General features: G+C 63.0%; 17 protein-coding genes. 7 read left to right on the top strand and 10 right to left on the bottom strand.

Features of this window, described 5'->3' with window-relative positions:
• The first annotated feature begins 61 nt into the window (after positions 1 to 61).
• Positions 62 to 1,612 (top strand): PLP-dependent aminotransferase family protein, encoded by a 1,551-nt coding sequence (locus tag INT12_RS06360; RefSeq protein WP_193040239.1) that lies wholly within the window; start codon positions 62 to 64, stop codon positions 1,610 to 1,612.
• On the opposite strand, the gene INT12_RS06355 is transcribed toward INT12_RS06360, so the two are convergent.
• The 8 genes from INT12_RS06355 to aspA all read right to left on the bottom strand — a co-directional run bounded on the left by INT12_RS06355 (position 1,597) and on the right by aspA (position 18,616).
• The gene (locus INT12_RS06355) at positions 1,597 to 6,165 is read right to left on the bottom strand and encodes a dermonecrotic toxin domain-containing protein (RefSeq protein WP_193040240.1); all 4,569 of its coding nucleotides are present in this window, start codon (positions 6,163 to 6,165) and stop codon (positions 1,597 to 1,599) included. The genes INT12_RS06360 and INT12_RS06355 overlap by 16 nt on opposite strands.
• A gap of 111 nt (positions 6,166 to 6,276) precedes the next feature.
• Positions 6,277 to 7,368 (bottom strand): polyamine ABC transporter substrate-binding protein, encoded by a 1,092-nt coding sequence (locus INT12_RS06350; RefSeq protein ID WP_017850018.1) that lies wholly within the window; start codon positions 7,366 to 7,368, stop codon positions 6,277 to 6,279.
• Entirely contained in the window at positions 7,365 to 8,399 is a 1,035-nt protein-coding gene (locus tag INT12_RS06345) for a histone deacetylase family protein (RefSeq protein ID WP_046485934.1), read from the bottom strand. The genes INT12_RS06350 and INT12_RS06345 overlap by 4 nt, the downstream gene beginning before the upstream one ends.
• 133 nt (positions 8,400 to 8,532) lie before the next feature.
• On the bottom strand, positions 8,533 to 9,525 hold the full coding sequence (locus INT12_RS06340) for an AraC family transcriptional regulator (RefSeq protein ID WP_104904227.1): 993 nt from the start codon (positions 9,523 to 9,525) through the stop codon (positions 8,533 to 8,535).
• A gap of 59 nt (positions 9,526 to 9,584) precedes the next feature.
• On the bottom strand, positions 9,585 to 14,180 hold the full coding sequence (locus INT12_RS06335) for a dermonecrotic toxin domain-containing protein (RefSeq protein WP_193040242.1): 4,596 nt from the start codon (positions 14,178 to 14,180) through the stop codon (positions 9,585 to 9,587).
• Positions 14,181 to 14,309: 129 nt separating this feature from the next.
• Positions 14,310 to 15,287 (bottom strand): asparaginase, encoded by a 978-nt coding sequence (locus INT12_RS06330; RefSeq protein ID WP_193040243.1) that lies wholly within the window; start codon positions 15,285 to 15,287, stop codon positions 14,310 to 14,312.
• Between the two features lie 72 nt (positions 15,288 to 15,359).
• The gene (locus INT12_RS06325) at positions 15,360 to 16,811 is read right to left on the bottom strand and encodes an alanine/glycine:cation symporter family protein (RefSeq protein ID WP_193040244.1); all 1,452 of its coding nucleotides are present in this window, start codon (positions 16,809 to 16,811) and stop codon (positions 15,360 to 15,362) included.
• A gap of 380 nt (positions 16,812 to 17,191) precedes the next feature.
• Positions 17,192 to 18,616 carry an aspartate ammonia-lyase gene (gene aspA, locus INT12_RS06320; RefSeq protein WP_017850012.1) on the bottom strand — a complete coding sequence of 475 codons (1,425 nt, stop codon included), beginning with the start codon at positions 18,614 to 18,616 and terminating at the stop codon, positions 17,192 to 17,194.
• A gap of 182 nt (positions 18,617 to 18,798) precedes the next feature.
• Between aspA and INT12_RS06315 the strand changes: the two genes are divergently transcribed.
• The 5 genes from INT12_RS06315 to INT12_RS06295 all read left to right on the top strand — a co-directional run bounded on the left by INT12_RS06315 (position 18,799) and on the right by INT12_RS06295 (position 22,514).
• Entirely contained in the window at positions 18,799 to 19,707 is a 909-nt protein-coding gene (locus INT12_RS06315) for a LysR substrate-binding domain-containing protein (protein ID WP_017850011.1), read from the top strand.
• A 251-nt stretch (positions 19,708 to 19,958) separates the two neighbouring features.
• Positions 19,959 to 20,450 carry a 5-(carboxyamino)imidazole ribonucleotide mutase gene (gene purE, locus INT12_RS06310; RefSeq protein WP_017850010.1) on the top strand — a complete coding sequence of 164 codons (492 nt, stop codon included), beginning with the start codon at positions 19,959 to 19,961 and terminating at the stop codon, positions 20,448 to 20,450.
• Between the two features lie 11 nt (positions 20,451 to 20,461).
• Positions 20,462 to 21,547 (top strand): 5-(carboxyamino)imidazole ribonucleotide synthase, encoded by a 1,086-nt coding sequence (locus INT12_RS06305; protein ID WP_046381615.1) that lies wholly within the window; start codon positions 20,462 to 20,464, stop codon positions 21,545 to 21,547.
• A gap of 106 nt (positions 21,548 to 21,653) precedes the next feature.
• Positions 21,654 to 21,899: a GlsB/YeaQ/YmgE family stress response membrane protein gene (locus INT12_RS06300; RefSeq protein WP_017850008.1), complete on the top strand. Its 246-nt coding sequence runs from the start codon at positions 21,654 to 21,656 to the stop codon at positions 21,897 to 21,899.
• 78 nt (positions 21,900 to 21,977) lie between these two features.
• Complete coding sequence (locus INT12_RS06295) at positions 21,978 to 22,514, top strand: DUF3299 domain-containing protein (RefSeq protein ID WP_126589093.1); 537 nt, start codon at positions 21,978 to 21,980, stop codon at positions 22,512 to 22,514.
• Between the two features lie 58 nt (positions 22,515 to 22,572).
• Here INT12_RS06295 and INT12_RS06290 read toward each other — a convergent pair whose 3' ends face one another.
• Positions 22,573 to 23,472 (bottom strand): D-hexose-6-phosphate mutarotase, encoded by a 900-nt coding sequence (locus INT12_RS06290; protein ID WP_046381618.1) that lies wholly within the window; start codon positions 23,470 to 23,472, stop codon positions 22,573 to 22,575.
• 58 nt (positions 23,473 to 23,530) lie between these two features.
• The gene (locus INT12_RS06285) at positions 23,531 to 23,935 is read right to left on the bottom strand and encodes an acyl-CoA thioesterase (RefSeq protein WP_010566936.1); all 405 of its coding nucleotides are present in this window, start codon (positions 23,933 to 23,935) and stop codon (positions 23,531 to 23,533) included.
• A gap of 468 nt (positions 23,936 to 24,403) precedes the next feature.
• Here INT12_RS06285 and INT12_RS06280 point away from each other — a divergent pair, with 468 nt between their 5' ends.
• Positions 24,404 to 25,693, top strand: a complete 1,290-nt coding sequence (locus INT12_RS06280; protein WP_017850005.1) for an MFS transporter — start codon at positions 24,404 to 24,406, stop codon at positions 25,691 to 25,693.
• The last annotated feature ends 10 nt before the right edge of the window (positions 25,694 to 25,703 follow it).

Raw genomic sequence — 25,703 nt, 5'->3', positions numbered from 1 at the left:
ATGGTTCGTTGTAAGAGCCATCTATGACCCATTTCATGGGTCCAATTCCGGAGCCTGCCCAATGTCGTCCCTTGCGCCGCCGTTGTCGTTCAACCCTGCGGGAATCGAGCTGGATCGTCGTCAGGGGCTGACCCGCCAGCTGTACGAAGCCCTGCGCCAACGCGTGCTGGACGGGCGACTGGCCGGCGGCACGCGTTTGCCCGCCACGCGCGACCTAGCGGCGGCGTTGTCGATTTCGCGCAACAGCGTGGTGCGTGCCTACGATCAGCTGTATGCCGAGGGCTTTACGCAAAGCCGGGTCGGCGACGGGACGTATGTCGCCCAACTGCCCAGTTCAAAAAAACTATCCACAAAACTGTCCACAGGGTTTTCAACAGGCTTATCCCCAGCCTTATCCACAATCAAGCTGAAAAACGCCGATATTTCGAGCGAAAAAGTTATCCACAGCGCGGCGCTGGAGCGCCTCGAAAACAACCATTTGCCCTTGCCGCCCACGGGGCCTCCACGGGCATTTCGGGTGGGGGTTCCGGCCTTCGACCTGTTCCCTTTTGACGTCTGGGCCAAGCTGAATGCGGCTTTTTGGCGCAAGCCGGACCTCGATCAACTGTGCTATGGCAACCCGGCCGGGGACGAGCGCTTGCGCGGCCTGATCGCCGCCTACCTGCGCAGCTCGCGGGGCATGCAGTGTACGGCTGAGCAAATTGTGATCACCAGTGGCGCGCAGCAGGCAATCAGCCTTTGTGCACAGTTGCTGGTGAGCCCAGGTGATGGCGTGGCGATTGAAAATCCCGGCTACCGCGCCGCCGGTCATGCCTTCGCCCTGGCCGGTGCGCAGCTGCAAGGTGTGGCGGTGGACAGCGAGGGGATCGACTGCAGCGTGTTGAACGGCCTCGACAACTGCCGCCTGGCCTATGTCACGCCGTCCCATCAGTACCCATTGGGCGTGGTCATGAGCCTGGCCCGGCGCCTGGAGTTGCTGGCCTGGGCCGAACGCAGCGGTGGCTGGGTCGTCGAGGATGACTACGACGGCGAGTACCGTTACAGCGGCGCGCCGCTGGCCCCGCTGGCGGCCCTGGATCGCAGCGGGCGGGTGCTGTATGTGGGGACGTTCGGCAAAGTCGCGTTCCCGGCGCTGCGCCTGGGTTACCTGGTGTTGCCGCCGACGCTGGTCGACGCATTCGCCCAGCGCCGCGCCGTGGATGTGCGGCACTCGGAGGTCAGCACCCAGGCGGTGATGGCGGAGTTCATGGCGGCGGGGCACTTTCAGCGGCATATCCGGCGCATGCGCCGCGCTGCGCTCAGTCGGCGCAACGTCCTGTTGAACGGCTGGCCGGACGAGCTGCCGGGGGTCGGCAGCCTGCCGAACAGTGCGGCGGGCCTGCATCTTACCGTGCGGGTGGACAGCCTCGCCCGCGAACAACAACTGGTGGCGCAGGCCCGCGCGGTGGGCGTGGAGGTCAATGGCCTGAGCAGCTATTGGCTGGCGCAGGCCGGGCCACCGGACGATCAACGCGCCGGCCTGGTGCTGGGCTTTGCCGCAGTGCCCGAGGCGGCGATCCGTCAGGCGCTCGCGCGGTTGCGCCAGGCCTGGACCGGTCAGGCTGAGGGCTGAGGCTTGGCTTTCAGGAACAGCGAGCGGGCCAGATGCAGACCGATTTCACTGCGGTACACGGCGATGTCGCTCAAGGGTTCGAACCGGCCGCCCATCAGGCGCTGTTGGCGGTTTTTCAGGTGGGCGGCGGTGTAGGCTTCCTCCGGCCCGGTGAGGGTGGGGTAGTGAAAGTGTGCGTACCACAACGGACGGTTCGTGTTGACGTCCACCACCGCATACTCCTGCAGGAAACCCTTGTCGCGCCCCCTGAGTCGGGTGCGGGCGCCGACAGGCGGGTCTACCGTGACGGCGCCCTCGCGCAACAGCAATTCGACGTGCGCCGCCTCCGGTGGTCGGCGCTTGAGCACCTCGAGCTTGATCCGTTTGCCTTCCCGGTAAAGCTGGGTGATCGCCTCATCAAGGCGGCGGTTAGTCAACGCAGCTGACGGCGAGGCGCTTTCGGTCTGGTTGCTGGAGGTCAACGCCTCTTCGATATCCTGGTTGGCCCGTTGCAGTTTTTTGGCGTGCTGGTGGAAGCGCTCTTCGATTTCCACCGGCAGTTGCCGGGTTTCCTTCGCCCAGGCTTCCTTGTTGGCGATAAAGGCTTCGACCCCATCGACCAGCGCCTGACCGTCGCTGATGCTGTTTGCCAGGTTACGCGCCTGGCTGCGGGAAGCGGGCTTGGGCGTCAGCTCGCGTTCGACCCAAACCCCCGGCTCCTTCTCATGGAAGGTTGCAATCACTTTGCCGGTCAGGGGTTCCTTTACGTCGACCAGCGTCTTGCCGTCTTCGTCGGGGCTTTCACGCTCTTCGCCGACCACCATCCCCTTGAAACGCGTCTTGATGTATTTTTTCTTCGCCCTGGGGACGGTGCGCGACGGGCCCGCGGTGGGCTCCATGGCTCTGCGTTCGCGAAGCAGGGTTGTCAGTTGTTTCTCTGCGAGCCGAGCGAACTCGTCCACTTGCTTGCGCAGGTTTTCCAGGTCGGGCTTGTTGAGGTCATTGGGAAACTCGGCCGGCAGATCCACCAGGTTCTGGTCAACCCTGGAAAACTGATCCATCAGGCTGTCCAGGGTTTCGATCAACTGCTCCGGCGGCACCATGTTGCGCGGTTGTGCGGCCTCTCTGAAACTTTGGACCGCCAGCTCCGCCACATCGACGATACGGCGCAAGGCTTCCCTGGCGTCGGCGCGTGTGGCCGATGCGCCTTCGGCCACGCACAGGAAGTGGCCCAGGGTAATCTTGAACGCCTTGAGATCATCAAGGGCATAAGCGGGCAGGTGCGGCTCATGCTGCTGGATCAGCCTGACCCCGCGCGCACCCAGGGCACGAGCCTCCTTGAAGCGTGCCTGAAGGTAGCCCAGGCGCTCCGCCATGGCGTGTGTCGCGGTATACATGTTGCGGTAGTGAACGGTGGGCAAGGCTTCTTCTTCAACGCCCTCGATGTCGAGGTGGCCCTGTATGGCTTCCAGTCGTTCGCGAAACGGGATCTGTTGTTCGCTGATGGCGGAGCGCGCCAGAAACAGCTGATGTTCCAGGTAGCCGACCATGGCGTCCTGATAGTTGGGCACCGTGTCGAGAATATTCAGGGATTTGAGCTGGGAAATCGGTACGTCGAATTCTTTGAGACGCGTATCCACCTGTTCGAGAAAGGTGGTTCTGGCCGCGGCTTTGGCGTCACCCGCCGTGCGGTCGATGGCGCCTTGCAAGGCTTCAAGACCGTGCTGGCGCTGGGCTTGCTCGCTGTCGAAGGTTGCCAGTTGCCGGCGTAAATCGGTGATTTTCGGCGGCCTGAGGGCTTCGCCTTTTTTGCGCCGGCTGCGCAGGCCGCCTGCTCGTAGGCGCAAGCGCGTGTCGACGAACCATTGCCCCAGGCGATTGGCGATCAGCGGCGGGCCGCGCCGGCCTGGTTGGCGCGGATCGATGATCAACACGGTGTCGTTTTCGTCGACCATCACTTCAAACCATCGTGTACCCACCGGGGCGTACCAGTGTGAGGCTTTGGCATAGAGATGCTGATGGGGGCCTTCCACGGTCTGTTGCGTACCCAATTGATCGGGCTTGGCCTGCGCAAAACTGTCGAGGAACGTGCCCAGGTTCTGCGCGCTGCGGTTCAGGGCGCCACTGATGTGCAGGGTGTGTTCGTGGTCGACGGGCAGCTCTGCCGTCGTGATATCCGGCTTTTGGACGACCTCTACCTTGACCTCCGGCGGCGGCAATGCGCGCGGCTTGGCGGGCTTCCCGATGGACGACTCGGGCCGATGCGCCGTGGCGACATGCGTCGTTAACACCATGCCGAGCGTCAGCAAGATATCCACCAGCGCCGAGAGCCCGGCGGAACGGTCACCGACCTCATTGGCGTCGACCATCTGTTGCAGGTCGTCCATCAATTGCCAGATCCAGGTCGCGGCGCCCGCGGCGCGGCCCATGAACGGCAGCACGGTATTGAACATCAGCCACCCGGCGTGCTTGAAACTCTCCCAGCGCGCCTCGGCATTGGATACCGATTGGCGGTCGGCCAGGGTGACCAGCGCGTCGGCGTTGGCTCGGAACAGTGTGGCGAAGTCGTCGTTTGGCAGCACTTCCCGCCCCAGTTCGACGGGGCCGGTCATCACCAGTGCATTCAGCGGGTCGTTCAGCACACTGGTAAATACCCACGGCGAGGGCAGGCTGCCGGGAAACACAAATTGCGCGTAAGCCGTTCGCACCTTATCGGGCAGCCAAGCCAGGACCGATTGGCGCAATGGCGTGTCTTGTTTGATCGCGTACAGCAGGTTGGTCGGTGACGGGAACTGCATCAACGGTTGGTTGGACAGCGGGCGATAGAGCAGGCAAGGACCTTTTTTCGGGTCTTGAGGGCCAATGACGAACATGTTGCCGACGAGGTCGACGGCCGAGCCCAGACGGCGTTTGGGGAGCAGGGACAAGCGGCGGATGACCACCGCCGCGCCGTCGACCACACGGGCTGCGCTGTCTGGATGCATCGCCGCGCAGACATAGCGATAGCCCTGTTCGCTCAGGTCGTGGACACCTCGTACTTTGTACTGCAACGCCAGTAGCGGCAGTTGCAGGCGTAATTGAGCGGTGTAGAGACGTTGCCTTCGCAGGGACTCGGCAGCGTCGTCAAGCAGCGTGCGTTTGACCAGGGCCGGGTAGTGCATGCCGACGTTCGCCTGGGTAATCAAGTGCTCCAGGTAGGCTGCCGTCATCCAGGCGGGCGCCGCGCTGCCGTTTTCATAACCGACGGTTTTGTTGCCCAAGGGCAGGGCTATCAGGTTTTCCAGGGCCAACTCGGCCAGGGTAAAGGTTTGGGTCTGGGTGTTTCCCGGCACGATCAGGGTGCCCCAGGCTTGCACGCTGGTGACGCTGATCCGCACGCTGTCGAGCGTCGTGCGGGCCACGCCGGGGTGGTCCTTGACCATCAGGGTGTGGATCGCATCCAGGGCAAAATCGCCGATGTGCTTGATCCCGTCATCAAAGGCTTTACCCGCGTGCCGCAGGTGCAGGGCCGCGAGGTCCATCATGTAGCGCCCGTAGGTGGCCTGATCCGACGAGGACGCGGTGAGTATCCAGTCGGGCAAGGCACGATGTACCCAGCCGATTCGGTCTTGATTCAGCGGGGCGCGGGGGGCGATTTCGCTGCCTGGCTTGTCGTGCGCCATGGTCGGGATCAGCTCACCGCTGTTGAACGCGATTGCGCCGATTGCCTGAATCTGCAGGGAAATAAACGCACAGGCCTGCTGCTCGAAAAAGTCCCCTGAGGGTTGGAAGAGTCGCCAGTGGAGCTTGGTCGCCTGTGGAGTGGCCACTTGAATGCTCAGGGCGTCGCCAAGCGCTTGCAGGCTCTTGAAGGCGGCGTAACCGTCGGCGATCGAATAGCTGAGGATGATGTCGCGCTCGCCGAGGCGCCCGACCAGTACCGCCAATGCCGACAGGTTGAGGTGTTTGACCTGTGTGGCGTATTCCAGGTCGACGTCGATCAGATAAGCCTTGGTCGCGTATTTGTCCTGGGGCAAGCGCTGGGCGTAATCCGGCGTGTGAAAAACCGCCCTGGCAACGTTGCATTCATCCTCGTCCCAACCCTCCACGCTGTCGACATTCCAGATCGCGCGCAAGGCGTTGGCAAAGGTGCGCCAGCGTGGGCCGTTCGGGTGGTTGCCGGCATTCCAGAACGCGAGTTGCTGCTCTTGGTACGCGACGCACAGCAACGGTGCCAGCTCATTGATCAGGCGGCCGACGGAGTCCACCTTGACCGGCAGATGCACGTTCGGCCCGGTGGCGGATTGATAGATCAGGTAGTGCTCGCTGTCGAGCCAGGTGACAGGTGCGCCGGATGTTGCGCTGCGGCACAACGCGCCGGTCAGTGTTTGAAATCGCGGGGCTCCGGGCAGGATCGCCTCGGCGGTGATCTGCCAGTGCGGCGTCACCAGAAGGGTCAGATCGGGGTCGATGTCGAGATCCGGGTACAGCTCGCGCAAGCTCGAGCGCAGGGTGACGGCCGCGACTTCGCGCAAGGAGGGGCCGGTGGTCAGTTGAGTCAACAGGTCGTTGGCACTGGGAGGCGATGAGGGCAAGGGCGGGCTCCTGACGGGCGAGGTGAGGCGGGTTGCCGACGGCAACCCAGGACCTCGACCACGTTAGGGCGCGTGCCCGTCCGGAGGTGGTAGTTAGATAGCGGGCGGCCTCTATGTCCCCGACTTGATCTTGGTCCACGCCCGCGTCCGGGCGCGCTCGGCGTCGCGGCCCAGGGGTTTGAGGGTATACAGCGTGGCCATCGCCGCCTCGGTGGGGTACAGGTTGGGGTTGTGGCGGATCGCTGGGTCAACCAGTTCCGTCGCGTCTTTGTTCGGGTTGGGGTAACCGACGAAGTCGCTGATCGGCGCGATCACCTGCGGTTGCAGCAGGTAGTTGATGAAGGTGTAGGCGTCCTGCGGGTTTTTCGCGCCTTTGGGCAGGGCGAGCATGTCGAACCAGATCGGCGCGCCTTCCTTGGGCAGGCGCATGTCCACGATCACGCCGTTCTTGGCTTCCTTGGCGCGGTTGGCGGCCTGGGAGAAGCTGCCGGAATAACCGACGGCCACGCAGATGTCACCGTTGGCGATATCGGCCATGTACTTGGAGGAGTGGAAGTAGGTGATGTACGGGCGGACTTTCATCAGCAGCGCTTCGGCTTTTTCATAGTCCTTGGGGTTGCTGCTGTTGGGGTCCAGGCCCAGGTGCTGCAGGGCCAGCGGCAGGATCTCGGACGGCGAATCGAGCAGCGCGACGCCACACTGCTTGAGCTTGCTGATGTTTTCTTCCTTGAAGATCAGGTCCCAACTGTCCACCGGCGCATCGGCACCCAGCGCGGCCTTGACCTTGTCGGGGTTGAAGCCGATCAGGATGGTGCCGTACATGTAGGGCACGGCGAACTTGTTGCCGGGGTCGTTGGCCTCGAGCAGCTTCATCAGCTTGGGATCGAGGTGGTTCCAGTTCGGCAGTCGGCTGCGGTCCAGGGGCTGAAATACCCCGGCTTCGATCTGCTTGGCGAGGAACACGTTGGACGGCACCACCACGTCATACCCGGAGTTGCCGGTGAGCAGCTTGGCTTCCAGGGCTTCGTTGGTGTCGAAGATGTCGTACACCAGTTTGACGTCGGGGTTCTGCGCCTTGAAGTCTTCCAGCGCCTTGGGCGTGATGTAGTCGAACCAGTTGTAGACCCGCAGGGTTTTCTCTTCGGCATGGGCCGCGCCACCGAGAACGGCGGCGCAGAGGACGAGCGACTTGAGCATGTTCATTGGATGGACCCCTCAAAACCTTCTAGAACGTTGACGGCGTTGATGCCGATTTCTGCCACGGCGTAGCCGCCTTCCATCACAAACAGCGTGGGTTTGCCCAGGCGCGCGATGCGTGCGCCCATGGCCAGGTAGTCCGGGCTGTCGAGCTTGAACTGCGAGATCGGGTCGTCCTTGAACGTGTCCACACCCAGCGACACGACGATGATGTCGGCGTCATAGCGCTCGATCTCCCTGCACGCCTCGTCAAGCGCCGCGCTCCAGCGCGCCCACCCGGAACCGGCCGGCAACGGGTAGTTGAAGTTGAAGCCTTCCCCGGCGCCTTCTCCCTGCTCATCGGCGTAGCCCAGGAAAAACGGGAACTCCGCCTCCGGATGTCCATGGATCGAGGTAAAGAGCACGTCGTTGCGTGCGTAGAAGATCGATTGAGTGCCATTGCCGTGGTGGTAGTCCACGTCGAGGATCGCCACCTTGCGGTGGCCCTGGTCAAGAAACGCCTGGGCGGCGATGGCGGCGTTGTTGAGGTAGCAATAACCGCCCATCAAGTCGCTGGCGGCGTGGTGCCCCGGCGGGCGACACAGCGCGAACGCACAGTGGGCGCCGCGCTGGATCGCTTGCTGTGCGGTCAACGCGACCTGGGCGGCGCTGTAGGCCGCTTGCCAGGTGCCGGCGGTAATCGGCGCGCCGCCGTCGAAGCTGTAGTAACCGAGCTGGCCGTGCAGGCTGGTGGGCAGCACGCGGCGCAAGGTGCGGGCGGGCCAGGTGTAGGGCAACAGGTCGCCGTCCTCGCCGAATGCGGTCCAGCGTTGCCAGGCACCTTTGAAGAAGTCCAGGTAGTCGCGGCTATGGACACGTTGCAGCGGCGCCAGGCCAAAGTCCTGCGGGGCAAGGACCGGGCCCAGCCCACGGGCTTTGACCCGTTGCAGTACGTGGTCGGCGCGCGAGGGCATTTCGAAGCAGGGCATCAGTTGCCCGTCCATCAGTTCACAGCGGCCGTGGTGCAGGTGGTGATCGTCCGAGTAGATCGTCAGCATTTTGTTGTTCTCCGCAGGCGGTATCGGTGTCTGCAGTCTTGCGGGCGGGGCGCTTTATGAGAACGGCAGGAGCGGCCAAAAGGGGATAAATCGGGCCAAATTATGTGTCCGCAATTCGCCCATCAATGGGGCGTCATGCACGAAATTGGCTCGGCGCCACGCCGCTCCAGCGCACAAAGGCATGCCGGAAGCTGGCGGTTTCGCTGAAACCCAGTTGCTCGGCGATGCGGTAGATCGGCAGTTCATCCGCCGCCAGCCATTGCTTGGCGCGCTCGAAGCGCAGTTCGTCGAGCAGTTCCTGATAACTGCACCCCAGGTCGTGCAAGTGGCGGCGCAGGGTGCGCGGCGAGCAGTTCATCTGTGCGGCCAGGCCTTCGATCCCCGGCGCGGCGCCGAGTTGGCTGGTGAGCAACTGGCGGATTCTGCCCAGCCACGCCTGGCGGCCGGTGAACTCCAGGTTCTGTTTGCGGCACCGCTCGGCCATGGCCTGATGCGTGACGGCGTCGGCCAGGGGCAGGGGCTGGTCCAGCCAGCGCTTGTCGAAGGCGAAGGCGTTGGTGCCGGCGTCGAACTGCAGCGGGCAGGCGAAACACTCGCTGTAGCGCGCGCGATAATCCGGCGCGCTGTATTCAAAGCGTGCGCCAAGCAGCGCCAGCGGCTGGCCGAGCAGGTCGTCGCAGATCACCTTCAGCGAGGCCAGGCACAGTTCGACGTTGAACATCTGCATGGCCGGGGTTTCGCGATAGTCAGCGGCGGTAAACCAGATGCGCTCGCCGTCCGCCTCCAGGCTCAGCTTGAAAAGTGTTCCCAGCAGCGCCGGATAACGCAGCGCCAGGCGCAAAGCGTCACCGAAGGTGGCACTCGTCAGCAGCGCGTAACCGAGCATGCCGTAGGCCGACACATGCATCTGGCGGCCCAGCACCAGGCCGACATCCCGGCGCAGGGCCACGGCATTGGCGCATACGCGCATTTCCTGATTGGTGGTAATGCGCGTGTCGGCGCGGCTCAAGTCCGCCGCGCAGATGCCGCTGCCCGCGAGCAAGGCCTCGCTGGGCAGCCCTTGGGCCTTGAAGGTGTCGAGCACCAGCGACACCGCGTTGAGGGTAGTGAGATGAGCGTGCAGCATCGACGGCTCCAACGTGTCAGGTACGGTGAAAGAGCAAGTTGTGTGCCGTCGGCCGTGTGTCAGGCCAGGTTGAAAAACAGCGTACTGGCCTGACTCTCGTTGATCTCGCTGCGGTGGAATGCCACGCGTTGTGCGCTGCTCAGGTCTTTGGTGGTGTCGGCTGCCGCGCCCAGGCTGTGTTCCTGCGGTGTCTTGAGGCGCGCGTTGATAAACGCCCTGGGCGTGGTCCAGTCGGTCGAGTAGTGGAAGTGTGCATACCACAGCACCTTATGGGTGCTGCGGTCGGTGATGGTGTATTCGTCCAGGTAATCCGGCCGGGCGGATTTGATGCGTCGGCGGCTGATGGTTTTTTTGATGCTTATCGCGTTGCGGGCCTTCAACCATTGCACGCCGGAGGGTGTCGGCGGGTGCTGTTGGGTCATCCTCAGCACATTGTCTACGGATTGTTGATAGAGGGCTGTGGTGGCGTCGCTGAGGGTCTTTTTGACGGTGCTGGCCAGGGCCACGTCGCCTTGCGCGAGGTTCTTCTGGCTCAGGGCTTGCTCGATACTGCGCGTGGCTTGCTCCAGACGCTGGGCGTGTTGATGGTACAAGTATTCGATGCCGATGGGCGTGCGTTGGGCTTGGCTGGCCAGGCCGGTGATCCGTTGTTTGAAGTCCGGTAGGCCGTCGAGCAGGTTCTGGCCGGCGTCCACGCTGGTTTGCAGGTCGATGGGCGTGTTCACCGTTTGTTCGCTCCTGGCCCGTTGCACCCAAAAGCCGTCCGGTTTCTCGTGAAATGTGGCCACCACGGTGTTGGACAGGGGCGAGCGAACATCCACCAGCCCGGTGTCCAGGCCTGTGGCGGACACCTGCGGCTCACCGACGACCATGCCGTGGTAACGGGTGCGGATGAATTTTTTCTGCGGGTGTGGCGGGACGGGCGGCGGGCTGGGGGTGGCTCTCAGCGCGGTGCGTCGGTCGGCCATTTGCGCAAGATGGGTGCTGGCGCGTTTGGTGTACTCGCCGAGTTGGTCGCGCAGGCGGGTCAACGGTTCCGTCAGGGAGACGCTGGGGAATTCCGTGGGAAAGTCCTGCAGGCGCTCGCCCAGCACCGTGAACTGTTCGATCAGGCTGCTCAGGGTCTCGATCTGTTCGTCGATGCGCTTGTCACTGCGCTCGCGCAGGGTGTCGCGCAGGGCCTGGATGGCGATGTCGCAGGCGTCGACAATATGGTCGATGGCCGCCCATGCCAGTGGTGCGCTGAGGGTGGTGGTTTCGCGCAGGCACAGGTTGCGGGCCAAGGTGACTTGCAACGCCTTGAGGTCGCTGCTGCTGTAGGCAGGCAGCAGGCTTTTGGTGTTCTTGATCAGGCGCAGGCCTTCGCCGGGCAGGTCACGCAGTTCGTTGAACCGCGTTTCGAAGTAGTCCAGGCGCTCGATCATGCCGTGCAGTATTGCGTTCATTTGCAGTGCGTCGGGGATGTTGCGCACGCGTGCGTCGGCGGCCTGCTTCGCGATGTGGTCGAGGATTGTACGGAGTTTGGGTGTAAAGGCCTTGAGCACTTCGTTGAGCCCGGCCCAGCTCAGGCTCAACTGAGCCTTGAGATACCCCACGGCGCTGTGCAGGTAGTCCGGCGTTGGGGCAAGTACATTCAATTCTTTCAGGTTTTTCAGGGCGGTCTCGTAGTCTGTGCGTTGGGCCTCCAGTTGATCGAGGTAAGCCCTTTGCGCGGCCTGGGCCGAGGTGGGCGGTGCGTCAACCAGTGCCTGATAAGTCTTTTCCAGGGTGTCCTGGGCGGTTTTTTTCTGTTGCTCGAAGGCGGTGATCTGCCTGCGCAGTTGGCTGGCCTGACGTTCGGCTTGCGCCCGGGCTTTGCGCTCCCGGCTTCTTGAACCGCCGCCACGCAGGCGCAGCCGGGTGTCGATGAACCACTCGCCCTTGAGATTGCCGATCAGAAAGGGACCGTTGCGCGCGGGTTGTTGGGGATCGGTGATCTGCACTTCGTCATTCTCATCCACCGTCACTTCGAACCAGCGTTCGCCGACCTGTGCGTACCATTTATCGAGCAGCGGATAGAGGTGGCGATGAGGGCCGATGCGCGATGAGGCTTTGTTGCGCACCTTCGGCTTTTCGACCTTGAAACTGTCCAGCAGGCTGCCCAGGTCGCTGGGGCTGCGGTTGATCGCGGCCAGGGTGTGCAGTGCATGCGGGTGATTGCCTGGCAGCTCAACTGCCGAAAGGTTGGCCAATTGTTTGACTGTCACGGGCTTGGCGATCACCTCGGGCCTGGCGGCAGGTTTCGGTGCCGGCTCGTCCTTGCTCAAGGCGGGGGCTGACGGCGCATCGCGGCTGGCGATGTGCAGGGTCAACACCATGCCCAGGTTGAGCAACAGCCCGGCCAGGGCGGACCATTCGGCCGGTTTGTCCTTTTGCTGTTGCGCGTCGACGACCGTTTGCACCTGATCCAGGATCTGCCAGATCCAGGCGGCGGTGTTCACGGTGCGGCCCAGGAACGGCAGGGCCGCGTTGAATATCAGCCAGCCCGCCTGCTTGAGCGAGGCCCAGCGACTTTCGGCATTCGACGCCGACTGACGGTCGGCCAGCGTGATCAGCGCGTTGGCATTGGCCTTGAACAGTTCGTCGGGCAGCTCGCCGCTGAGCGCTTGCATGCCCAGGTCCATGGGCCCGCTCATCATCACGAGTTTGACCGGGTCCACCAGCAGCGTCACGACTGCCCAGGGCGACGGCAGTTCGCCAGGGAATGCGTAGCGTGCGTAGTCGTCGCGCACATTGTCCGGCAGCCAGGCCAGGACCGAGTCGCGCAGGTGGCGTGATTGGCGGATCGCATACAGCAGGTCGGCCGGTGACGGATATTGCAGCAGTGGTAATTCCGCCATCGGGCGATACAACAGGCAGGGCCCGGCGTTCGCGTCCTGGGGGCCAATCACAAACATGTTGCTCACCACGTCTTGCGTGTCGGCGCTGCGGTTTTTCGGCAGGAAGGCCAGGGGACGAAGAACGATGGCTTGCCCGTCGACCTGACGGTCCGCTGCCTCTGGCGCCAGCACGGCAGCGACATAGCGATACCCCAGTTCGTCGATCCCGGCGTGTCGGCTCATCTTGTATTGCAAGGCTTGCAGCGGCAGTTGGATGCGCAAATGGCTGCTGTACAGGGCGCGTCGGCGGCTGGATTCGAGCGGGTTGTCGAGCAACTTGCTTTTGGCCAGGGCCGGGTAGTGTTGGCCGACGTCCACCTTGCGGATCAGCGTTTCGATGTATGCCATGGTCAGCCACGCCGGCACGGTGCTGCTGTTGCGCAAGCGCACGCTTTTGTCGCCGAGGGGCAGGCCGATCAGGTTTTGCAGGGCCAGGTCGGCCAGGCTGAAGGTGGTGGTGTCGACCTTGCCCGGCAGGGTGAAACTGCCCCACACAATCGGGCTGCGTACCTGAATCTCGATGTTCTCCAGGCGCAGGTTCGCCGCGTCGGTGTGGTCCTTGAGCATTTCGGCGCGCAGTCTGTCGAGCGCGTAGGTCTGGATGTGCGGGATGTCATCGTCGTAGGACTTGCCCGCGTTGAGGCTGTGCAGCGCGGCGAGGTCTTTCAGGTAGCGTGCGTAGAGACTCAGGTCGCTGGTGGAGGCGGACGTCAGCCAGGACGGGAGTGCGTCGAGGTAGGGTTTGAGGTCGGGTTGCTTTTCGCCGACCAGCTCTTGGGTGGCCGGTGGTAGGTTGAGTGAGGATTCGCTGGGGGCGGTGCGCCGCAGTTGCTGAGTGTCGAGCTGCCCGATGAACGCAAGCTGTTGGGCAATCAGCGTGCAAGCCTGGTGATCGAAAAAATGCCCGGTGGGTTCGAACAGTCGCCATTGGATGTCAGTGGGTGCATGGCGACCTACGTAGCCGGGCAAGCTCTGGCCCAGTTGCTCCAGCGTGGCGAATTTCTCGTAGCCGTTGAACAGGGAGTACGTGAGGATAAGCGTCTCGCCGTCGTGGTTGCCGATCAGTACGGCAATCGACAGCAGGCCCAGGTGGGTGACGGTCGCGCCGTCGATCTGATCGACGTCCACCAGGTAGGCGCGGCAGGCGAATGCATCGTCGCTCTGGCGGCGTGTCAGTTCAGGCGCGGCGTACAGCGTGCGGGCCATGGCGCAGTCCTGTTCGTCCCAGCCTTCGACGCGGGTCACGTTCCACACCGAGCGCAGCGTGCTGGACAAGGCTTGCCAGTGGGGGCCGGAGGTGCCGTTGCTGGAGTTCCAGAACGCCACTTGTTGTTCCTGGTAGGCGGTGAGCATCACTGGCGCCAGCAGGTTGATCAGGGTGGCGATCTGCGTGATGCGTACCGGCAGGTGCGCGGTGGGTTGCTGGTTTTTTGGCTGGATAAGGTAGTGCGCGCCTTCGATGTAGAGCGCGGGTTCACCTGAGATGGCCTGATTGGTGAGGATGTCAGTGAGGGTTTGGTGCGCGGTGGGGCCGGCGACGATTTCATCGTCGACAATGCCCCATGTCGGCGTGCCGACCATGGCGATGTCCGGGTCGATGCCCAGGTCCGGGTAGAGTTCTTGCAACGAGCGGCGTAACAGCGCGCTGGCGGCTTCCCGGAAGGCGGGGCCGACGCAGAGTTGGGTGACCAGCGTATCGGAGGGGTTGTAACGAAGGGTGGAGGTTTGTTGGCTCATGGGTTCCTGCCTTGCCATTTCATGGACGCTGCCGGAAGAACAGCTTCGGCATGCTAGAAAGCGGCAAGGCAGGGAGGAGACTAACTATATAGTTGGCCGAGGGTTTTTACGCGGGTTCGGCTGTACGATTCAGGCCAGTTCACCGCACAGATCGAGTTCCACCAGGCGCCGGATGGTCTGGGTGTCGAGCCCGGCGCCGAGCAGCGCGTTGAGTTTGCCGAACGCCGCTTCACGGGTCATGCCGCCACCGGACAGCACGCCCACTGCACGCAAACGGCTGCCGGCTTCGTACACGTCCAGTTCCACGCCGCCCTCATGGCATTGGGTGATCGCGACCACGACCACGCCTTGCGCCTGCGCGCGCTGGAGGCTGGCGAGGAACTCGGGGTTATCGCTGGGCCCGGTGCCGCTGCCGAAGCATTCCAGGATCAGCGCCTGCAGGCCGCTGCCGATCAAACCGTCCAGTTGGGGCGCGCCGATACCCGGCACCAACGGCAGCACACCGACATTGGCCAGGGCCTTGGGCTGACGGTAGTCCAGCGCTGCAGGAATCGACGCGGCGCGGGCCACGCCGCCCTGGCGTTGCAACGCGGCGAACGGGTGACGCCCGAAGCTGCGGACTTTCGCGCAGCGTGTCGGCGCCATCAGCGTGCCGTGGAAGTACAACTGCACGCCCGGCGCCAGGCCTTGGCCCAGGGCCAGCAGCGCACCGCTGACGTTTTCCCAGGCATCGCTGTCGGGTACGCCGGCCGGGAGCATGGAGCCGGTGAACAGCACCGGCGCCGGCAGGCCCAACAGTTGGAAGCTCATGGCGGCTGCGCTGTAGGCCAAGGTGTCGGTGCCGTGCAGGATCAGCACCGCGTCGCAACCGTCGTCCACGGCTTCGACCACGGCAGTGCGCAGGCGCTGCCAGTAGGCCGGGGTCATGTTGGCGCTGTCGATCAGCGGCGACATTTCCCGGAAGCGCCATGTAGGCACTGGCTGGCTGGCGAGCTGTTCGCGCATGCGGGCTTCGAAACCGGATGCGGGGGTCAGGCCGTTGGCACTGGCTTGCATGCCGATGGTGCCGCCGGTGTAGAGCACCATGACGTTGTTAGCTGCTTGCATCGAAAATCTCCTGAACGAAAAACGCCGCCAAGCCCAGAGCATGCCCAAGGCCAGGCGGCGTGTCATCTGCGCTTAGCGTTGCGACAGTGCGATCGATTCAGCAGGCGCTTTAGCGGCAGGCTCCGGTTTCACCGGGTTGGCCGGCCAGGCCTTGCGGTCCAGGTCCAGGTCGGGGAACTGGCTGGAGTCGAACACCGGGGTCTTGATCCCCGCTGCACGCTGGTTGTCGTAGTCATTCAGGATACGCATGGCGATCTTGAACAGGAACGCCAGGGCGAACAGGTTGACGAACGCGAGCATCGTCATGGTGATGTCGGCGAAGGCGAACACGGTGCTCAGGTTCTCGATCGAACCCCAGAAAATCAGCACCAGCACCAACGCGCGGTAGCCCATCAGCACCTTGCGGTTGTTGCCGACCAGGAAGCGCAGGTTGCCCTCGCCGAGGTAGTAGTTGTACATGATCGAGGTGAACACGAACAACGCCAGGGCCACCGAGATGAACATCCGGCCCCAGTCGCCGACCACGGCCGCCAGGGAGTTCTGGGTCAGGGCAATGCCGTCGCCTTCAAAGCCCGGGGTGTAGAAACCGGAGAGCAGGATCAGCAAGGCGGTGCAGGTGCAGATCACGAAAGTATCGAGGAACACGCTGAACGCTTGCACCACGCCTTGGGCGATCGGATGTTCCACCGACGCGACCGCCGCCACGTTAGGCGCACTGCCCAAACCGGCTTCGTTGGCGAATACGCCGCGCTTCACACCCATGATGATCGCACTGCCCACCAGGCCGCCGAAGGCCTGGTCGAGGCCGAACGCGCTCTTGACGATGGTCGCGAGCATGGCCGGCACATGGTCGAATTGCAGCACGATCACGTAGAGGGTCACTGCGATGTAGACCAGGGTCTTGACCGGCACCAGCAGGTCGGCGATCGAGGCGATCCGCTTGATCCCGCCGATGAACACCAGGCCCAGCAATGCCGCCAGGGCCAGGCCGGTGTAGGTGGTGTCGAGGCCGAAGGCGTTGTTCAGCGAATGCGTCACGGCATGGGCTTGCAGGCCGTTGAAGGCAAAACCGAAAGTCACCAGCAGCAGGAACGCCATCACCATGCCCAGCCAGCGCTTGTGCAGGCCGTGCTGGATGTAATAAGCCGGGCCGCCGCGGAAGGTGCCTTCGGCGTCGGTGCGCTTGTACAACTGGCCCAGGGAGCACTCGATAAAGCTCGAGGACATGCCCACCAACGCGGTGACCCACATCCAGAACACGGCACCGGGGCCGCCCAGGGTCACGGCAATGCCGACACCGGCGATGTTCCCGGCACCGACGCGGCCGGCCAGGCTGAGCATCAGCGCCTGGAACGAACTGAGCTGGTCGGAGCTGTTTTTCAGGCTGTCGCGAAACACCGAAAACATGTGGAAAAAGTGACGCAACTGAACGAAACGCGAGCGGATCGTGAAATAACCGCCGAGCCCGACAATGAGCACGATCAGTACTTTCCCTGAGAGGAAGTCGTTGATGACTTCGAGCATGGAGTGTTCCTCGCTGATTTTTCTAATGGCAAACGCAGGACGGTTCGACGCTGTCACTTGGCACCAGGCAGTGCGCGACGGTTCGACCGGATCCTTTTGCGGGTGTTGTTATTCATGCGTTTTCGCGTGTGTCCGGGCCATCGTTACCGATGGCCGCTGGCGCGAAGAGGGGCGGCACTATACCTAGGCGAACGTGATCCGTCTGCCTGGGCTGATTAAAGGTTTCAGCCAGGGTGTGGCGGGCAGGGGCGATATTGGAATTTTTATGGGCGTCATTTCACAACCTTGAGACAAAAAAAGGGCCTGAAGAACGAGCCTTCAGGCCCTCAAAAGGTGAGAGGTGTCTAGTCCCTCAACCTGGTGAGCGGTGCAACAAACGCTTAGGCCTTCAGCGGGACCAAACGTGGAGCAATCATGTTTTCGGGGCGCAGGATGTCGTCGAGCATAGCGTCGTCGAGCAAGCCTTCTTCGCGCACCAGTTCCAGCACGCCGCGGCCGCTTTCGAGGGCGATACGCGCGATGCGGGTGGCGTTTTCATAGCCGATGTACGGGTTCAGCGCGGTGACCAGGCCGATGGAGTGCTCCACCAGCTCACGGCAGCGGGCTTCGTTGGCGGTGATGCCGACGATGCAGTGCTCGCGCAGCATGTCCATGGCCCGTTGCAGCAGGCGGATCGAGTCGAAGATCTTGAAGGCGATCAACGGTTCCATCACGTTCAACTGCAGTTGGCCGCCTTCGGCTGCCATGGTCAGGGCCAGGTCGTTGCCGATCACTTGGAAGGCCACTTGGTTGACGGCTTCCGGGATCACCGGGTTGACCTTGCCGGGCATGATCGAGCTGCCAGGCTGGCGGGCCGGCAGGTTGATCTCGTTGATGCCGGTACGTGGGCCGCTGGACAGCAGGCGCAGGTCGTTGCAGATCTTCGACAGCTTCACCGCGGTACGCTTGAGCATGCCGGAGAACAATACGAAGGCGCCCATGTCGGAGGTGGCTTCGATCAAGTCCGCCGCCGGCACCAGCGGCTGGCCGCTGATGGTGGCCAGGCGTTGTACGGCCAGGGCCTGGTAGCGCGGGTCGGCGTTGATGCCGGTGCCGATGGCGGTGCCGCCCAGGTTCACTTCGGTCAACAGCTCCGGCGCCAGGGTTTTCAGGCGGGCCAGGTCTTCGTTGAGGGTGGTGGCAAAGGCGCGGAATTCCTGGCCGAGGGTCATCGGCACGGCGTCTTGCAATTGGGTACGGCCCATTTTCAGTACATGGTTGAACTCGACACCTTTAGCGGCGAACGCCTGGATCAGGCTGTCGAGGCTGGCCAGCAGCGCGTCATGGCCCAACAGCAGACCCAGGCGGATCGCGGTCGGGTAGGCGTCGTTGGTCGACTGCGCCATGTTCACGTCGTTGTTCGGGTGCAGGTACTGGTACTCGCCCTTGTTGTGGCCCATGGCCTCCAACGCGATGTTGGCGATGACTTCGTTGGCATTCATGTTGGTTGAAGTGCCGGCGCCGCCTTGAATCATGTCCACCACGAATTCTTCGTGAAAGTCGCCGCGGATCAGGCGGGCACAGGCTTCGCTGATTGCAGCGTGCTTGGCTTCGCTGAGCTGGCCCAACTCGCGGTTGGCGTCAGCGGCGGCTTGCTTGACCATTGCCAGGCCGACCACCAATTTCGGGTAATGCGAAATCGGAACGCCCGAGAGGCGGAAGTTATTCACCGCTCGCAGGGTCTGGATGCCGTAATACGCTTGAGCAGGTACTTCGAGTACGCCAAGCAGGTCTTTTTCTGTGCGGAATGATGCAGCGGAGGACATGACGGAAATCATCTCGATATGGACCCGGAACTGGCCGGAACGCTGTGAATGCTAGGCTTGTGGAAGTTTTTGGGCCAATGCTGTTAAACACTGGCCTATGCACAAACGGCATAATAGGCGTGTGACCCGGCTATCATGGCGGGCGTGTGTGCCAAAATGGTGCATACCCGTGGGAGGAACTGATGAACCTTGAGAGCAAATGGCTGGAAGACTTCAGCGCCCTGGCGGCGACGCGCAGCTTTTCCCAGGCTGCTGAGCGGCGCTTTGTCACCCAGCCGGCGTTCAGTCGACGTATCCGCAGCCTCGAAGCCGCGCTGGGCCTGACCCTGGTCAACCGCTCGCGCACGCCGGTGGAATTGACGGCGGCGGGGCAGTTATTCCTGGTGACCGCGCGCACGGTGGTCGAGCAGCTCGGTGAAGTACTGCGCCATTTGCACCATCTGGAAGGCGGGCAGGGCGAAGTCATGCAAGTGGCGGCGGCCCACTCCCTGGCGCTGGGCTTCTTCCCGCGCTGGATCGCGCAGTTGCGCAACGAAGGCCTGAACATTGCCACCCGGCTGGTCGCCACCAACGTCGGTGATGCCGTGCATGCCCTGCGCGAAGGCGGCTGCGATTTGATGCTGGCGTTCTACGACCCCGACGCGGCAATGCAGATGGACCCGGAGATCTTCCCGTCACTGCACCTGGGCAATACCGAAATGCTCCCGGTGTGCGCCGCCGATGCCGAGGGCAAGCCACTGTTCGATCTGGAAGGTGAAGGCAGTGTGCCGCTGCTGGCCTACAGCGCCGGGGCATTTCTGGGGCGTTCGGTGAACCTGCTGTTGCGCCAACGTGCCCTGCGCTTCACCACGGTTTACGAAACCGCGATGGCCGACAGCCTCAAAAGCATGGCCCTGGAAGGCCTGGGCATCGCCTGGGTGCCGCAACTGAGCGTGCGTGCCGAGTTGGCCCGAGGTGAGCTGGTGGTCTGCGGCGGTCCGCAGTGGCATGTGCCATTGGAGATTCGTTTGTACCGCTGTGCCTTGGTGCGTAAGGCAAACGTGCGGTTGTTGTGGCGCAAGCTGGAAGGTGGAGCCGCGCAGAATACGTGAGTCCAACACCGCTTAACTGTGGGAGGGGTTTTGTGGGGTTTTCGCTGACTCTTAAGTCAATAAAACCGCCGGTTTGCGCCGCTAGACAGATGGTCATTCCAGGGGCTGTTTATCTGCGTTATTACGGTATACTGCGCGGCCTTCGGCCGGTCCAACCGGCCAAATTTCGTACACCAAGCCACGCCGGATTTCCCGCGTGGCTTGTTGTTTTTTGACGCGCCTGCGGGCGCCCAGAGAGAAGAGGCACGACGATGAGTGCATTGGTTGGCGTGATCATGGGCTCCAAGTCCGATTGGTCCACCCTTAGCCACACCGCCGATATGCTGGAAAAACTCGGCATTCCGTATGAAGTGAAAGTGGTCTCTGCCCACCGCACCCCGGATTTGCTGTTCCAGTATGCCGATGAAGCAGAATCCCGTGGCATCGAGGTGATCATCGCCGGTGCCGGCGGTGCAGCGCACCTGCCAGGCATGTGTGCGGCCAAGACCCACCTGCCGGTACTCGGCGTGCCGGTGCAGTCGTCGATGCTCTCGGGCGTGGATTCGCTGTTGTCCATCGTGCAGATGCCGGCCGGTATCCCGGTGGCGACCCTGGCGATCGGCAAGGCCGGCGCGATCAACGCCGCCTTGCTGTCCGCCAGCATCCTGGGCGCCAAGCACCCGCAGTTCCACGCGATGCTGAAAAAATTCCGTGCTGAGCAGACAGACAGCGTGCTGGACAATCCAGACCCACGTATCGCCTGAGGTTGTTGACGATGAAAATCGGTGTAATCGGTGGCGGCCAACTGGGTCGCATGCTGGCCCTGGCGGGAACGCCGCTGGGGATGAACTTCGCTTTCCTGGACCCGGCGCCGGATGCCTGTGCGGCCGCGTTGGGTGAACACCTGCGCGCTGACTACAGCGACCCGGACCACCTGCGCCAACTGGCCGAAGAAGTCGACCTGGTGACCTTCGAGTTCGAAAGCGTCCCGGCCGAAACCGTGGCCTTCCTCTCGCAGTTCGTGCCGGTCTACCCGAGCGCCGAAGCCTTGCGCATCGCCCGTGACCGCTGGTTCGAGAAGAGCATGTTCAAGGACCTGGGCATTCCGACCCCGGCCTTCGCCGATATCCAGTCCCAGGCGGACCTGGACGCCGCCGTCGCCAGCATCGGCCTGCCGGCCGTGCTGAAAACCCGTACCCTGGGTTACGACGGCAAGGGCCAGAAAGTCCTGCGCACCGCCGCCGATGTGGTCGGCACCTTCGCCGAACTGGGCAGCGTGGCCTGCCTGTTGGAAGGCTTCGTGCCGTTCACCGGCGAAGTTTCGCTGATCGCCGTGCGTGCCCGCGATGGCGAGACCCGCTTCTACCCGTTGGTCCACAACACCCACGACAACGGCATTCTCAAACTGTCCGTGGCCAGCACCGACCATCCATTGCAGGCCCTGGCCGAAGACTATTCCAGCCGTGTGCTCAAGCAGCTGGAATATGTCGGCGTGATGGCGTTCGAGTTCTTTGAAGTCGACGGTGGCCTGAAGGCCAACGAAATCGCCCCGCGCGTCCACAACTCCGGGCACTGGACCACCGAAGGCGCCGAGTGCAGCCAGTTCGAGAACCACCTGCGCGCGGTGGCGGGCTTACCGCTGGGCTCCACAGCCAAGGTGGGCGAGAGCGCCATGCTCAACTTCATCGGCGTGGTCCCGCCGGTTGAAAAAGTCATCGCCATCGACGACTGCCACCTGCATCACTACGGCAAGGCTTTCAAGACCGGGCGCAAGGTCGGCCACGCCAACCTGCGTTGCCAGGACCGCGCGACGCTGCAAGCGCAGATCCTCAAGGTCGAAGCGTTGATCGCCGAGCAATAATCCCGGGAACGGCGGGAACCATTGGCGGCCGCCGTCTCTCTGATTGCAGGATGATAAAGCCTGGCTAGGCTTTTTCATGACTCACATTCAATCAGAGGGAAATGCCATGGGTATCATCGGAACCATCTTTATCGGCCTGATCGTCGGCCTGCTGGCGCGTTTCCTCAAGCCCGGCGACGACAGCATGGGCTGGATCATGACCATCCTGCTGGGTATCGCTGGCTCCCTTGCCGCCACCTACGGCGGTCAGGCACTGGGTATCTACCAGGCAGGCCAGGGCGCTGGCTTCATCGGCGCATTGTTGGGCGCCATTGTGCTGCTGGTGATCTACGGCCTGATCAAAAAGAACTAATCGAGCGACAAAGTCCTCTGCGCTGCGCAGGCGCAGAGGGCTAGAATGCCGGCACTGTTTACCTTGTCGAGCTCCTCCATGCGCCGTCTCCTCTTGATGTTTCTCCTGCTGGGCCCAGGCCTGGCTCATGCTGGCGAACTGCCGGAAACCGACTGGCTCGACCTGATGCCGCTGTCGGACCAGAAAGCCCTCGAACAAATGCCGGAAATCGACCACAACTCTCCCGAAGCCCAGGGCACCTTTACCGACAAAGGTGGCTTGAAGCAGAGCAAAGGGTTGCCGGCGGTGATGTATTCCACCAAGACCGTGGCCGCCATGAACGGCAAGAACATCCGCATCGGCGGTTACCCGGTGCCTTTGGAAACCGACGCCAAGGGCCGCAGCACCCTGTTTTTCCTGGTGCCGTACCCAGGCGCGTGCATCCACGTGCCGCCACCGCCGCCGAACCAATTGGTGCTGGTGCGTTACCCCAAGGGGTTGAAGCTGGATGATATCTACACGCCGCTGTGGGTTACGGGCACGTTGAAGGTGGAGACGGTCAATAACGACCTGGCCAACGCGGCGTATGCGCTGGATGCGGGCAAGGTGCGGGTGGTGAAGGAGTCGGATCTCTAAACCACAACACCGACCAATGTGGGAGGGAGCAACACCCCCTCCCACATTTTGATTGGGTTTACAAAGCGCTACTGGTGATGCTCACGCCCAAGGTGTGGCTTTCGCCCGGCGCCAGCGTCACCACGTCATCCAGCACATTCGCCGTCTCGATGCACAGCATGCCCTGCCAGCCGTCGTCGGCCATGTCGTCGAAGGCTTTGGCACGTTCGGTCCAGGGGTTCCAGATCACGGTCGAGTGGGAGCCTTCGCTGCTGAGCCGGACGCGCCGCTGCCAGTCGTTATCGACGATGTGCAACTGCGCGGGGGTGTCGAGGTAGATGCGATCGGTCTCGGCGCCGAAGTGCAGCGGCCCAGCCTGTTGCCGGGTGGCCCAGCCGTCAGCGGTATCGATATACGCAAGCCCGTCCAGGCCCTCGACCTGCACGTTGCGCACATCGCTCACGGCGAAGTAGGTGTGCAGCGCCTGGCTGAGGGTCACGGTGTCGGTGCCACGGTTATGACTGGTCAGGCCGATGTGCAGGTGATCGTCCAGGCGCAGGCTCAGCTTCAGGTCGACCTGATGCGGCCAGCCGGGGAAGCCGCCCGCGGGCACGGGGAGCACCAGGTCGACGCGCAGGGTGTCACCTTCGAGTTCGGTGGCGGCCAATTCCCAGAGTGCAGTACGCACGAAACCGTGGGCGCCCGCGGGCTGGTCGCTCTGGCGCATGGCCTGCACGCTGTGCGGGTTTCGATCGAACACGCCGAACCACGGCCAGCACACCGGTACGCCGGTGCGGATGCCTTTGCCGGCCTTGAAGACGGCTGCCTTGTTCGGCCAGATCAGCGGCTGTTCGCCTGCGCGTTGGTAACTGAAGAGGTGCGCGCCCTGTTGGGCCACCATCAGCTCGGCGCCGTTGTGGCGGATGCGCCAGCAGTCCAGCTCGTCGATTTTCACGGATTCAACGTGGGGCGTCGGCATAACAAAGCACTCTTAATAGCAGGCAATGGGGCAATTGACCGTCAAAACCCGGCGAGGTTTAACGCGCTCGCGACGGTACCGAACGGGTGCGGCCGCTGCCATCGATGGCGACGAACACGAACACCGCCTCGGTGACCTTGCGCCATTCGCTGGACAGCGGGTCGTCGCTCCACACTTCGACCATCATCTGGATCGAGCTGCGGCCGATTTCCAGGGCCTGGGTATAGAAGGACAATTGCGCGCCCACGGCCACCGGCACCAGGAACGCCATGCGATCAATGGCCACGGTGGCGACACGCCCGCCTGCGACCTTGCTGGCCATGGCCGTACCGGCCAGGTCCATCTGCGAGACCAGCCAGCCGCCGAAGATATCGCCGAAACCGTTGGTTTCACGCGGAAGCGCGGTGATTTGCAGGGCGAGATCGCCTTGTGGGATGGGATCTTCTTGTTCGAGTTCGATCATGCCGAGGGTGCCTCTGAGCCGTGACGCTTCATGGGTGTTTCAAATGGATAGCCGTCTTGTAGAAAAACATTTCAGCACCAACGCACGACGCGAGCTGTGTTTCTCGTAAGGCGTACTAAAGGGAAACTCTGCCAAACCGGCTGGATGGCACCCAACGGCGTTTTGGCACAGCAGCCCCTCAAGACTGCGGGTCTGGCGCTTGCAAGGGCCGAGTATATCGAGACGCTGGCGTCGCGACGACCTCTCGGCGCTCATTTGGTCGGTAAATAGACGCTGTAACGGAGCTTTTTCCGGCAACTGTTCTCCTGCCCTGGTTGACCGACTCCCTGCGCCGTGAATAGTTCACCGCGCTGCGCTATCAACCGTTCGACGCTGTGCTTTTTCCGGCGATTTGCTATCTTGCCAGACCGCCGCAAGTCCAGGGCGTGCCGTCTTTATTACGCTGATTACTATAAGAGAAGCCTTGCCATGTCCTCCGTGCCCGCAAGCAGTGCGCAACCGTCGCGCCCGCTGACCCGCAACGACTACAAAACCCTGTCGCTGTCTGCCTTGGGCGGGGCGCTGGAGTTCTACGACTTCATCATCTTCGTGTTTTTCGCCACCGTGGTCGGAAAACTGTTCTTCCCCGCCGACATGCCCGAGTGGCTGCGCATGATGCAGACCTTCGGCATCTTCGCCGCCGGTTACCTGGCGCGGCCCCTGGGCGGCATCATCATGGCGCACTTCGGTGACCTGCTGGGGCGCAAGAAAATGTTCACCCTGAGCATCTTCATGATGGCCGTGCCGACCCTGATCATGGGCCTGCTGCCGACCTACGCGCAGATCGGCCTGTGGGCGCCGATCCTGTTGCTGTTGATGCGCGTGATCCAGGGCGCGGCGATCGGCGGCGAAGTCCCGGGCGCCTGGGTGTTCGTCTCCGAACACGTGCCGCCACGCCACATCGGCTACGCCTGCGGCACCCTGACCAGCGGCCTCACCGCCGGCATCCTGTTGGGTTCGCTGGTGGCCACCGCCATCAACACGCTCTACAGCCCGGAGCAGGTCTCCGATTACGCCTGGCGTATCCCGTTCCTGCTCGGCGGTGTGTTCGGCCTGCTGTCGGTGTACTTGCGCCGTTGGCTGCATGAAACGCCGATCTTCGCCGAGATGCAGCAACGCAAGGCTCTGGCCGCCGAACTGCCGCTGCGCGCGGTGCTGCGCGACCACCGTGGCGCCATCGTGCTGTCGATGCTGCTGACCTGGCTGCTGTCGGCCGGCGTGGTAGTCGTCATCCTGATGACCCCGACCGTGCTGCAGACCCTCTACCACTTCAGCCCGACCGTTGCGCTGCAAGCCAACAGCCTGGCCATCGTGACCCTGAGCCTGGGCTGCATTGCCTCCGGCGCCCTGGCCGACCGCTTCGGTGCCGGCCGCATACTGGTGGTCGGTTGCGCACTGTTGCTGGCGACCTCCTGGACGCTGTATCACAGCCTGCTGGACCACCCTGACTGGCTGTTCCCGCTGTACGCCCTGACCGGCCTGTTTGTCGGCACCATCGGCGTGGTGCCCTACGTGATGGTGAAAGCCTTCCCACCGGTGGTGCGCTTCAGCGGGTTGTCGTTCTCCTACAACGTGGCCTACGCCGTGTTCGGCGGGCTGACGCCGTTGGCGGTGTCGCTGCTGATGAAAGAAAGCCCGATGGGCCCGGCCTACTACGTTGCCGTCCTGTGCGTGATGGGGATGGGGGTGGGTGGGTATCTGTGGAAGCGCGGGCGGTAGATAGCTTTAG

This window comes from Pseudomonas sp. K8 (genome assembly GCF_014889455.1).
Taxonomy (GTDB): domain Bacteria; phylum Pseudomonadota; class Gammaproteobacteria; order Pseudomonadales; family Pseudomonadaceae; genus Aquipseudomonas; species Aquipseudomonas veronii.
Note: the sequence above shows the minus strand (reverse complement) of the source record. Positions and strands in the feature narration are given on the sequence as shown.